Source organism: Rhodovastum atsumiense, assembly GCF_937425535.1.
Taxonomy (GTDB): domain Bacteria; phylum Pseudomonadota; class Alphaproteobacteria; order Acetobacterales; family Acetobacteraceae; genus Rhodovastum; species Rhodovastum atsumiense.
The window spans coordinates 5,906,623-5,918,405 of sequence record NZ_OW485601.1 but is presented as its reverse complement, the minus strand read 5'-3'; the positions used below and the strand labels follow the sequence as shown (position 1 = coordinate 5,918,405).

Here is an 11,783-nt window from a genome sequence, read left to right as displayed (position 1 = left end):
CCATGCGCATCGTCGTCTTCGCCCATTCGCTGCTGTCCTGCTGGAACCACGGCAACGCCCATTTCCTGCGCGGCGTGCTGCGCGAGCTGGTCGCGCGCGGCCACGACGCCTGCGCCTTCGAGCCGGAAGACGGCTGGAGCCGTGCCAATCTGTGCGCCGATCACGGCGCCGCCGCCCTGGCGGAGGCTGCCGCGGCCTTTCCGGAGCTGCGCAGCCACGCTTACCCGGCCGGCTTCGATCCCGCCGCGGCGGTGGAGGGGGCCGATCTCGTGCTGGTGCACGAATGGACCGATCCGGCGCTGGTGGCGGCGCTGGGCCGGCTGCGCGGGCAGGGCGGGCGCTTCACCCTGTTGTTCCACGACACCCATCACCGTGCGGTCAGCGATCCCGCCGCGATTCGTGCCTTTGACCTCTCGGGCTATGACGGCGTGCTGGCTTTCGGCGCGGCGCTCGCCGAGGTGTATCGCGGCTGGGGCTGGGGCGATCGGGTGTTCGTCTGGCACGAAGCCGCCGACCTGCGCCTGTTCCAGCCCCCGCCCGTGCCGGGGCCACGGGCCGGGCTGGTGTGGATCGGCAATTTCGGTGACGGCGAGCGCACCGCCGAGCTGGAGGAGTACCTGCTTGCCCCCGCCCGCGATGCCGGGTTGGCGCTCGACATCCACGGCGTCCGTTATCCGCCGGAGGCGCTGGCGCTGCTGGCCCGCCACGGCGCGCGCTATCATGGCTGGCTCGCCAACCACCGGGCGCCGGAGGTGTTCGCGCGCCACCTCGCCACCGTGCACGTGCCGCGGCGCTTCTATGCGACGGTGTTGCCCGGCATCCCCACCATCCGTGTGTTCGAGGCGCTGGCCTGCGGCATTCCCCTGGTCTCCGCCCCCTGGCGGGATGCGGAAAATTTGTTCCGTCCAGGGATCGACTATCTGCTTGCAACCGATCCCGCGTCGATGCGGGCGCATCTGCGCGCGCTGTTCCATGACGCGGGGCTGCGGGAGGCGCTGGCGCGGGAGGGGCTCGCCACCATCCGCGCCCGCCACGGCTGCGCCCACCGCGTCGACGAGCTGCTGGCCATCCTGCGGCGCCTGCGGGCCCCGGCCGGAGTGGCCTGAAATGGACATCGCCTTCTACGGATCGAGCCTGCTGTCCTCCTACTGGAACGGGGCGGCTACCTATTATCGGGGGTTGCTGCAGGCGCTGGCGGAGCTGGGTCACGCCATCACCTTCCTCGAACCCGACGCCTTCGACCGGCAGCGCCACCGCGACATCGACCCGCCGCCCTGGGCGCGGGTGGTCGTGTGGCCGGCCACCGGGGCGGGGCTGCGGGCGGCGATGAACGCGGCGGGCTGCGCCGATGTGGTGGTGAAGGCCAGCGGGGTCGGCGTCTACGACGACGAATTGCTGGCCGGGGTGATGGCGGCGGCGCGTCCGGGGGCGCTGCGTGTGTTCTGGGACGTCGATGCGCCGGCCACGCTGGCGGCGATGCGGGCGGATCCGGACCATCCGGTGCGGCGTGCCCTGCCGGGGCTCGACCTGGTGCTGACCTATGGCGGCGGCGATCCGGTGGTGCGGGCCTATCGCGGCCTCGGCGCGCGCCACTGCGTGCCGGTCTACAACGCGCTCGATCCGCGCACGCATGCCCCGGTGCCGCCCGATCCCGCCTTCGCCGCCGATCTCTCGCTGCTGGCCAACCGCTTGCCCGACCGCGAGGCGCGCATCGAGGCGTTCTTCCTCGCCCCGGCCGCCGCCTTGCCCGACCGGCGCTTCCTGCTCGGCGGCGCGGGCTGGCATGACAAGCCGGTGCCGGCCAATGTCCGCCTGCTCGGCCATGTCGGCACCGGCGCGCACAACGCCTTCAACGCCTCGGCGCTGGCGGTGCTGAACGTCGCTCGCGACTCCATGGCCGAGACCGGGTTTTCCCCGGCCACTCGCGTCTTCGAGGCAGCCGGCGCCGGCGCCTGCCTGATCACCGACGCCTGGGAAGGGATCGAGCTGTTCCTCGCCCCCGGCGAGGAAGTGCTGGTGGCGCGCGACGGGGCCGAGGTCGCCGGGTTGCTGCGCGCGCTCACCCCGGGGCGGGCGCAGGCGATCGGGGCCGCCGCCCGCGCCCGCGTGCTGCGCGAACACACCTACGCCATCCGGGGAGCGGCGGTGGACAGGCTGCTGCGCGAGGCAGTGGCCCGCAAACGCGAGGAGGCGCTGTCATGAGGCGACGTCTGCTGGTGCTCGGCCTGTCGCTCAGTTCTTCCTGGGGCAACGGGCATGCCACCACCTACCGGGCGCTGCTGAAGGCGTTGGCCGGGCGCGGCCACGACATCCTGTTCCTGGAACGCGATGTGCCCTGGTACGCGGCGGCGCGGGACCTGGTCGATCCGCCCTGGTGCCGGCTGCGCTTCTATGACGGGGTCGCGGCGCTGGCCGGGCAATGGGGCGAGGCCATCGCCACGGCGGATGCGGTGATCCTCGGCTCCTACGTGCCGGACGGGATCGCGGTGGCGCGGCTGGTGCAGCGCCTCGCCCGCGGCGTTACCGCATTCTACGACATCGACACGCCGGTGACGCTGGCGCGGCTGGCGGCAGGCGACGGCACGTATCTGGCCCCCGAGCTGGTGCCGGGCTTCGACCTCTATCTTTCCTTCGCCGGCGGGCCGACCCTGCGCCAGCTGGAAACGGCCTGGGGCGCACGGCGCGCCCGCGCGCTCTACTGCTCGGTCGACCCGGAGCTCTATCACCCGCTCGCACGACCCCGGCGCTGGGCGCTCGGCTATCTCGGCACCTACAGCGCCGACCGCCAGCCGGGGCTGGAGCGGCTGCTGCTGGCGCCGGCGCGGCACTGCCCGGACCTGCGTTTCGTGGTGGCCGGGCCGCAATATCCGGCCGGCATCGACTGGCCTGCCAATGTCGAGCGCATCGAGCACCTGCCGCCGGGCGAGCATGCCGGCTTCTATTCGGCGATGGGCTGGACGCTGAACCTGACGCGGGCGGACATGAAGGTGGCGGGATTCAGCCCGAGCGTGCGGCTGTTCGAGGCCGCCGCCTGCGGTACGCCGATTCTCTCCGATATCTGGCCGGGCCTGGACAGTGTCCTGCGCAGCGGCTCCGAGGTCGCCGAGGTGCGCGACGGCGAGCAGGTGCTGCAATTCCTCGCCCTGCCCGAGTCGGCGCGCGCGGCCATGGCCGCCGCCGCGCGGGCCCGCGTGCTGGCCGAGCACACGGCGGCGCACCGGGCCGCCTTGCTGGAAGCCTATCTGGAGGACGTGATCACCGGTGCCGAGGCGCGGCTGGAACGCGCCTGACGCACGGCGGCGCGGAGGGGAAGCCGCCACATCGCGACCACCTGGCCGGGCTGTTGCGATGTGGCGGCCTTCCGGCCGTTGCGCTGCCTCTCAGCTCCCCGAATTGGCGCGATCCATCAGATCCTGCGGGATCCAGACCCGCACCACTCGCCAGGTGCCGTGGTCGAAGGCGAAGCGCAGGTGCAGCGGCTGTTCCCCCGCGTCCTGGCCCGGCGCACGCAGGCGGACATCGATGCTGGTCGGCGAGGTCAAGCCGAAGCCGAGAATGCCCGGCCAGCCCGCCCCCCGTGCCGGTGATCCATCGCCGAGGTTTCGCGCGGCTTCCAGCATCGCCTCGGGCGAGACCTCGCGGTCGATGGCGCTGGCCGCAATGCCGCTGACGAAGCCGGCGCCGAACGGCGGCAGGGTGTTGCTGGCCAACTGCGTCTTCTGCGGGATGCCCAGCAGGCCCTCGGTCACGTCGTCCTTCAGCCCCTGCCGCACCGAAGGCCAGTCGATGGTAGCGTGCAACGTGGCGACGTCACCGGTCTGCAGCGCCTGCAGGATCCGCCAGATCGTCACCGCCGGCCCCGTGCAATAGCCCATGGTCATGGCGGCAACCACCATCAGCGCGACCCGGCCGGCGATCCGGCGCCCGCCCGGCACCGTGCAGGGCGTGCCTTGCTCGATCAACGCATCCGACATGATCCGATCTCCTGTCGACATAGATCATTGACCTCGTTCGGCTGTCTCAACGTGGATGTCACATCGCCGTTGTTGGACCATACCGCATGTGAGCGGATGACCGTGACGCCAGGCGCCGAACCTGACATCACGGGGTCGTGAGAGAAATCGCGCAATGGTTGAGAATTGTTGGCGGTGTCAACCGAAGAGACATGCGATCGCATGGTTGAGCAAAACTTCGTGAAGTTAAACTTAAAAGTTTTCCAATTCTGTATCGCATGCAATGGTCCACCAGTTCGGGCCTTGCTTGACTTGACATGGCGGGAGCCCTCCTGAACAAGTGAGACCACTTTCCCGCGAGCGGCCGAACAGGGCGAGGGATATGAATAGTCTGGTCGGGCGCCTGTTGCTGCTGGTGACCATTGCCGTGCTGCCGGCCCTCGCGGGCGAGATCTGGAGTGCCCTGCAGGCGCGGGAGACGCGCGCGCATGCCATCGAGGACGATGCGCGGCGGCTGGTGCAACTGGTGGCAACCGACCAGGCGCAGATGATGGCGGCGACCCGGCAGGCGCTGACCGTGCTGGGCATCATCCGCTCGGCCCAGGGGGCGGGCGATCGCTGCAATACCTTCTATGCCGACCTGCTGTTCACCATGCCGGGATACCAGACGGCGCAGGCCGCGCGGCTGGACGGCCGGATCGATTGCACGCATGCCCCGGTCGGCGGGGAAGGCGACGTCACCACGACCGACTGGTTCCAGCAGGCGCTGGCGCGGGGGTTCGCGGTCTCGCGCTCTCCCGGGGCGGCCGAAGCCGGGGAAGGGCTGATCTTCGCCGCGCCCTGGCGGGATCAGACCGGCCGGGTCGGGGGCGTGGTCGCGGCCAGCATCGGCCTCGACTGGCTGAAGGCGCGGCTGGAAAGCCTGCCCCTGCCACCGGGGGCCGCGGCGGTGCTGATCGGGAGCGATGGCAGCATCCTGGTCGGCCGGCTGGATCCGGCGATGCGGCGGGCCTGGCAGGCACACGGGCCGATCCGGCCCGTTTCCCAGGCCGAGGGAATCAGCCTGCGGACTTTCGATGGCCCCCGCGGCAGCACCTATCTCGTCGGCATCAGCGCGCTCGGGCGGCAATCCGGCGATCTGCAGGTCGCCATCGCCTTCGACCGCGACCGGGCCTTCGCCGCCGCGGCGCGCGCCGGCCAGCGCGATGTGACCCTGTTGATTCTCGGCCTCGGCCTTGCCCTGGCGGTGGCCGCGTCCGGAACCCTGCATCTGGTGCGCCGCCCTGTCGGCCGCCTGCTCGACGCCGCGGCGGCCTGGCGCAGCGGCGCGCTGTCGACGCGTACCGGCCTCGCCGCGGGCGCGAGCGAATTCCGCCGCCTTGCGATCGCCTTCGACGACATGGCCGCCGCCCTGGAAGGACGCGAACGCGCCCTGCGCATCGCCCTGGAAAGCACCACCGACAGTGTCTTCGTTCTCGACCATGACTGGCATTTTTCCTTCCTCAACGCCCGGGCGGCGGAACAACTCGGCGGGGGCGACCTGCTCGGGCGCAATTTATGGGAAATCTTCCCCAAGGCGGCCGAGACGCCGCTGTGGAGCACTTTCCACGATGCCGTCGCCCATCGGCGGCCGGGGCATGTCGAACTGCTTGAGCCGACACTGCAGCGCCGGCTCGACCTCTATGCCTATCCATCCGCCGAGGGCCTGACGGTGTTCTTCCGCGACGTCACCGAACAGCGGCGCATCGAGGCGCTGGCGGCCGAGCACGACAGCCGGCTGCGCGCCATCGCCGAGGCGATCCCAAGCCTGCTGTTCGTCTCCGATCCCGATGGGCGCAACGTCTTCGTCAACCGCCGCTTCCAGGAATTCACCGGCCTCCCGCCGTCACGGCTGCTGGGCGATGCCTGGGCCGACCTGCTCCATCCCGCCGAGGCGGCGCGCGTCGAGGCGGTGTGGCGGGAGAGCATGGCCGCCGGCAGGCCCTACGAGATGGAAATCCGTATCCGCGCCGCCGATGGAAGCTGGCGCTGGTTCCTGCTGCGCGGTGCCCCGCTGCATCTGCCCGATGGCCGCATCGAGAACTGGTACGGCGTCTGCACGGAAATCGACGAGCTGATCGCCGCCCGCGAGGCGATGGCGCGCCAGGGCGAGATGCTCGAACGTCTCGTGGCCGAGCGCACCGCCGAGCTGCGCACCCGCGAGGCGCAACTGGCGCAGGCGCAGAAGATGGAGGCGGTCGGCCAGCTCACCGGCGGCGTCGCCCATGACTTCAACAACCTGCTGCAGGCGGTGTCGGGCAATCTGGAGCTGGCCTTGTCGGCGCTCACCCGCGACGAGGTCGGCCGCGTGCGGCGGCTGCTCGGCAATGCCGCGCGCGCCATCGGCCGCGGGGCCCGCCTGACCTCGCAATTGCTGGCCTTCTCGCGGCGGCAGGTGCTGCGCAGCGAACGGGTCGAGCCGCGCCGCCTGCTCGCCGACATGGCCGACCTGGTCCGCCGCGCCGCCGGCGAGACGGTGGTGGTGCGCACCGAGGTCGAGCCGGGGCTGTGGTGCTGCCGGGCCGATCCGGCACAGCTTGAGGCAGCGGTGCTGAACCTGGTGATCAATGCCCGCGACGCCATGCCGGACGGGGGCGAGCTGGTGATCGCGCTGGCCAATGCGCCGCTCGATGCCGAGGCGGCCGGCGGCCTGGATGTGGTCCCTGGCGATTATGTCCGGGTGGAAGTGGCCGACAACGGCATGGGCATGCCGGCCGAGGTGCTGCAGCGTGCCTGCGAGCCGTTCTTCACCACCAAGGAAGTCGGGCGCGGCTCCGGGCTCGGGCTCGCCCAGGTGCACGGCTTCCTGCGCCAGTCCGGCGGCGCCTTGCGCATCACCAGCGTGGCCGGCACCGGCACCACGGTGTCCATGTTCTTCCCGCGTGACACGGCGATGGCCGAGGTCGCGGTGGCGCCGCGCGTGGCTTCGGTGGCGGTGCGGCCGGGAAGGGGGGCGCAGGTGCTGCTGGTCGAGGACGACCAGGAGGTGCTGGACGCGCTGCAGTTCGCGCTGATCGATGCCGGATTCCAGGTGGTGCCCGCCCGCGACGGCGCTGATGCGCTGTCGGTGCTGCAATCCGGCCGGCATCTCGATGTGGTGCTGTCGGACGTGGTGCTGCCGGGGGGGGTCTCCGGGGTCGATGTGGCGCGCGAGGCGCGGCGGCTGCAGCCGGAACTGCCGGTGCTGCTGACATCGGGCCATGCCGGCGACGTGCTGGCCCGCTGCGGCGCCGAGCTGGAATTCGAGGTCATTCCCAAGCCATGTCCGCAGGCCGAGCTGCTCTCCCGGGTTGCCACCGCCGCCGCGACGCGGCTGCAGGCGGCGGTGGGATAGGCGGCATGCGGATGGGGCAGGGGCCCCGGCCGCAGCCGGAAGCCCCTTGGAACGTCAGCTCGACCGCAGCACGAAGCGCTTGAATGCCTGCTGCGGCGGCCGGGCGTCGTTCGGGTAAAGCGAGGTGAACTTCGCCACGCTCGGCCCGGCGACGGCGATCGGCGCGGCCAGCAGCATCCAGTCGACATCCTCGCTGCAGGGCGGCGTGGTCAGCGACCCGGCATACCGATAGTAATTGCGCACCTTGGGCAGCAACTGGTTCGGGTCGATCGCGTCCAGCCCTTCGCTGACCTCGCCTTCCTGCGCCGGCGCCAGCTTCATGATTTCGGTGAAGGTGGCGTTCACCCCGCCCTCGTTGATCAGCACGCCGACCACGCCAAGCGTGCCCTGCGCGGTGCGGTGCACGAAATGGCATTCCATGGGATAGGACTTGCCGGCGATCAGGTGTTCGCTCGGGTGGTGGAAATGGAACTGCAGCAGCTCGTAGGTCTGCGCACCGACCACCGTCCGCGATCCCGGCGGCACGTTGACCTGGATCGTATGGCCGTTGTTGACGATCTGCTTCGCGCCGCGCCGGAACGAAATCCGCAAGGGCGGCAGCTCGGCCTTGATCGACTCGACGATGTCGATCGGCGACTGGCGGGTGCCGATGCTGCAGGCGCGGTTGGCTTCCGATAGTTTCGACCAGTTTGTCGGGCCGGTATCGCCCTCATAGGACCAGTGGACGGCGTGATCGCTTTCGGCGGCGCGGGCCAGCCCGGCACAGACGGGACAGGCAGCGATTCCGGCCAGGGCGGCGAAGAAAGAACGTCGACGCATGACAGGCTCCTGGATTTTTATGGCCCTCGCATGCTGCCGGGTCGATGGCGCCTTGCATTGACATATCTCATGTAAAATTGGCAGTTTTTCATGAAGAATTGTTATTTTCGTCTGATGTATGATTAGCTAATTAGGTAAGAATTATTATTTATGATTTATAATTTCCTGCCGTACTTCCTGCAACACCCCGTCCCAGTTGTCATGGCGGCGCTGCCGGAACAGTCGCGCCGTCGGATACCACGGGCTGTCCGTGCGTCCACGCAACCAGCGGAAATCCGCGCCGAGCTGCAGCAGGATCCACACCGGCGCGCCCAGCGCCCCGGCCAGGTGGGCCGGCGATGAATCCACCGTCACCACCAGGTCCATGAGCGAAACCAGCGCCGCCGTATCGGCGAAGTCATGGATCGCCGCGTCGTGCTGCCTGACCCGTGCGAGCGCGGGCCGGTCCGCCGCGCGGATCTCGGTCTGCAGCAGGTGCAGCTCCGCCCCGGTGTCGGCGAAAGCCTGCAGGAAGGCTGCCGCCGGAATCGAGCGGCCGGCATCCTCGGCGTCCTCGCTGCTGCCCGAAACGACGATGCCGATCCGCCGGCCCCGGTGCGGCCCCAGCCGGGCCGCCCAGGCCTCCTGCCGTGCTGGCGGGGGCTGCAAATAAGGAATCGTGGCGGGGATCGTCGCCAGCTCCGTGCCCAGGCGATGGGGCAGGCTCATCAGCGGGCAGGCGAAGTCACAGGCCGGCAGCGGCGCCCCGACCGGGATCACGGCATCGGCCAGCGGCGCCGCCAGCTCCTGCAGCGCCGCGGGCAGGTGCAGCACCACCCGCGCCCCCTGCGCCCGCAGCAGCGGGGCATAGCGCAGGAACTGGATCGTATCGCCCAGGCCCTGCTCGCTCTGCAGCAGCAGGCTGCGCCCGGCCAGGGCTTCGCCGCGCCAGAGCGGTGGGGCGGAGGGCGAAACCGTGCCAAGGCAGGCCGGATCGAGCCAGCGGCTTTCGTACTCGGTCCAGCCTTCGCGGAACCGGCCGCAGGTCAGCAGCGCCAAAGCCAGTCCCAACCTTGCCTGGGGGTGCCCGGGATCGAGCCGCACCGCCCGCCGGAACCAGATTTCCGCCTCCGGCGCGGCATCCAGCGCGAGCAGGGCGCCGCCGAGGTTGTTGCACGCCTCGGCGAAGTCCGGTGCCAGGCGCACTGCCTCGCGCAGAGGCGCCAGCGCTTCCTGTGGCCGCCGCAGGGCCAGCAGCGTCGAGCCCACGTTGTTGTGGACCGCGGCCAGGTCCGGCCGCCGCGCCAGCGCCTGCCGGAACTGCGCGAGCGCCTCCTCCGGCCGGTCCTGGTGGCGCAACAGGCTGCCGAGGTTGGTCAACGCCAGGGCATGCCCGGGATCGCAGGCAAGCGCCTGCCGGAAACAGGCTTCCGCCTCTGCCATCGCGCCCCGGCACAGTTGCGCGTTGCCGCGGGTGAAATGCAGCTCCGCATCATCCGGCCGTTCCGCCGTGCCAACGGGTGGGGGCACGGTCTCGGCATCGGGGTCTGGCAGCATGTACCGGCTCGCTCGTTGCAGCCGCAGGACTTATCCCGGGATGGTACGTGGTGCCTGCCAGGGAACGACGGCCTGATCCGCTCTATCCTCCGCCAGGGCCGGGCTGTCCAGTAGGCCGGGGGGCGCGCGGAAGCCCGGATCGACCGGAACCGGCAGCGCCGGCAGCTCCGCCGCGCCATGACGCAGCCGGTGCGCGAACACGGCACGCGCGGCGAAATGCGGATCCCGCGTCGCTTCCTCGATGCTCGCGACCAGCGAGCAGCACACGTCGCGCCCGGCGAAGCGGCGCTGCCACTCCGCGCTGTCGCGGCTGGCGATACGCGCGGCGATCTCGGTCCCCCCGGCGGTTTCCGCCACCTCGACGATGGCGCAGAATTCCCGCCAGAACCGGTCCTCGAGCGGCGCCGCCGCCAGGTAGCGCCCATCGGCGGTGCGATAAATCCGGTAGCGCGGCGAGCCGCCATGGGTCAGCAATTCCGACGCGGCAGGGAAGCGGCCGGTGCCGAACCCCTCCGCCAGCGCGGCATAGGCGAAGGTCCACAACCCATCCTGCATCGAGACGTCCAGGTGGCAGCCGCGCCCGGAGCGCGCGCGGACCTGCAGCGCCAGCAGGATGTTAATCACCGCCGGATAGGCGCCGCCGCCGATGTCGCCGACCAGCGCCGGCGGCAGCACCGGCGCGCCATCCCCGTCGGCGACCAGCGACAGCAGCCCCGATTCCGCCATCCAGTTGATGTCGTGCGCCGCCTTTTGCGCATTCGGCCCGGTCTGGCCATAGCCGGTGATCGAGCAATAGATCAGCCCCGGATTGAGCGCCGACAGGGCCTCGTAGCCCAGGCCCAGCCGCGCCATCACCCCCGGGCGGAACTGCTCGACCAGCACGTCGGCGCCGGCCAGCAGCGGCAGCAGCCGCTCGCGCGTCTCCGGGGCCTTCAGATCGAGGCACAGGCTGCGCTTGCCGCGGTTGAGCAGGGCGAACACCGCGCTGCCGCCGGGCATCTGCGGGGGGAACAGGCGCATTTCGTCGCCGGTGCCGGGGCGTTCGATCTTCACCACCTCGGCGCCGGCCTCGGCCAGGATCAGCGTGGCCAGAGGGCCGGGCAGCAGCGTGGAGAAATCCAGCACGCGCAGCCCGGCGAGCGGGCGGGGGTCAGGCGCTGAGCAGGCCATCGTCCGCCACCATCACCGAACCGTTGATGAAACGCGCCGGGCCGTCCGAACAGAGCAGCAACAGCAACGCATCGAGATCCCGCGGCTCGCCCATGCGCTGCCGCGGCAGGGATTGCACCATGCGATGTCCCGCCTCCGTGGTCAGGAAATCCTCGGCCATCTCGGTCACGATATACCCGGGCGCGATGGCATTGGTGTTAATGCCGTGGCGGCCCCATTCCCGCGCCATGCAATGGGTCATGTGCGCCAGCGCCGCCTTGGAGATGCTGTAGGGCCCCTGCCGGCCGAGCGGCCGTTCCCCGGCGATCGAGCCGATATTGACGATGCGCCCGGCGATGCCATGCCGGATCATCTGCCGCGCCGCCGCCTGCGCCAGGAAGAAAGCCCCCTTGAGATTGGTGTCGAGCACCGCGTCCCAGTCGGCTTCCTCGACCTCCTCGAGCCGCTGCTGCCGGCTGACCCCGGCATTGTTCACCAGGATGGCGATGGGACCGAGGCGCTGCTCCACCTCGGCGGCGGCTGCGCGCACCGCACCGACATCCGCGACATCCAGCGCCAGGGCGATCGCCTCGCCACCGGCGGCGCGGATCTCTTGTTCGAGCGCCGCCAGCCGGTCCGTGCGCCGCGCCGCCAGGGCCACCCGTGCCCCCGCTTGCGCCAGGATTCCGGCGAAGCGGCGGCCGAGCCCGGCGGAGGCGCCGGTCACCAGGGCAATCCGCCCCGGGATGCCACTCTCCATTTTCGTTCCTCCCTGCGTCCGGGGGCATCAGACACCAGACACGGGGCGAAAGGCCAGGGCTTCGCCCTGGACCGACCAAGGGCCACAAGGCCCTTGGATCCCAGTCTCGCTGCGCGGCACAGAGTCTTGGGTTCCAAGGGCGAAGCCCTTGGTGGAGGTCCAGGAGGCGGAGCCTCCTGGTGGGGGCGGGGCA

General features: G+C 70.6%; 9 protein-coding genes. 4 read left to right on the top strand and 5 right to left on the bottom strand.

Going from position 1 to position 11,783, the window contains the following annotated elements:
* Window positions 1-2 precede the first annotated feature (2 nt).
* Genes NBY65_RS26645 through NBY65_RS26635 form a run of 3 tightly spaced genes read left to right on the top strand, consistent with a single transcriptional unit; the run spans window position 3 to window position 3,290 of the window.
* Window positions 3-1,106: a CgeB family protein gene (locus NBY65_RS26645; RefSeq protein ID WP_150042994.1), complete on the top strand. Its 1,104-nt coding sequence runs from the start codon at window positions 3-5 to the stop codon at window positions 1,104-1,106.
* A 1-nt stretch (window position 1,107) separates the two neighbouring features.
* The gene (locus NBY65_RS26640; RefSeq protein WP_150042993.1) at window positions 1,108-2,202 is read left to right on the top strand and encodes a CgeB family protein; all 1,095 of its coding nucleotides are present in this window, start codon (window positions 1,108-1,110) and stop codon (window positions 2,200-2,202) included.
* Window positions 2,199-3,290: a CgeB family protein gene (locus NBY65_RS26635; protein ID WP_150042992.1), complete on the top strand. Its 1,092-nt coding sequence runs from the start codon at window positions 2,199-2,201 to the stop codon at window positions 3,288-3,290. The genes NBY65_RS26640 and NBY65_RS26635 overlap by 4 nt, the downstream gene beginning before the upstream one ends.
* A gap of 90 nt (window positions 3,291-3,380) precedes the next feature.
* Here the strand turns inward: NBY65_RS26635 and NBY65_RS26630 are convergent, their stop codons facing one another.
* On the bottom strand, window positions 3,381-3,974 hold the full coding sequence (locus tag NBY65_RS26630) for a DUF2939 domain-containing protein (protein ID WP_162530729.1): 594 nt from the start codon (window positions 3,972-3,974) through the stop codon (window positions 3,381-3,383).
* A gap of 361 nt (window positions 3,975-4,335) precedes the next feature.
* Between NBY65_RS26630 and NBY65_RS26625 the strand changes: the two genes are divergently transcribed.
* Complete coding sequence (locus NBY65_RS26625) at window positions 4,336-7,326, top strand: PAS domain-containing protein (RefSeq protein WP_150042990.1); 2,991 nt, start codon at window positions 4,336-4,338, stop codon at window positions 7,324-7,326.
* Window positions 7,327-7,380: 54 nt separating this feature from the next.
* Here the strand turns inward: NBY65_RS26625 and NBY65_RS26620 are convergent, their stop codons facing one another.
* From NBY65_RS26620 to NBY65_RS26605, 4 genes are all read right to left on the bottom strand, one after another.
* The gene (locus NBY65_RS26620; RefSeq protein WP_150042989.1) at window positions 7,381-8,145 is read right to left on the bottom strand and encodes a carbonic anhydrase; all 765 of its coding nucleotides are present in this window, start codon (window positions 8,143-8,145) and stop codon (window positions 7,381-7,383) included.
* Window positions 8,146-8,289: 144 nt separating this feature from the next.
* Window positions 8,290-9,681 (bottom strand): tetratricopeptide repeat protein, encoded by a 1,392-nt coding sequence (locus NBY65_RS26615; protein WP_150042988.1) that lies wholly within the window; start codon window positions 9,679-9,681, stop codon window positions 8,290-8,292.
* A gap of 30 nt (window positions 9,682-9,711) precedes the next feature.
* Window positions 9,712-10,851 (bottom strand): CaiB/BaiF CoA transferase family protein, encoded by a 1,140-nt coding sequence (locus tag NBY65_RS26610; RefSeq protein WP_150042987.1) that lies wholly within the window; start codon window positions 10,849-10,851, stop codon window positions 9,712-9,714.
* Window positions 10,832-11,590 carry an SDR family NAD(P)-dependent oxidoreductase gene (locus NBY65_RS26605; RefSeq protein WP_150042986.1) on the bottom strand — a complete coding sequence of 253 codons (759 nt, stop codon included), beginning with the start codon at window positions 11,588-11,590 and terminating at the stop codon, window positions 10,832-10,834. The genes NBY65_RS26610 and NBY65_RS26605 overlap by 20 nt, the downstream gene beginning before the upstream one ends.
* Window positions 11,591-11,783: the final 193 nt, after the last annotated feature.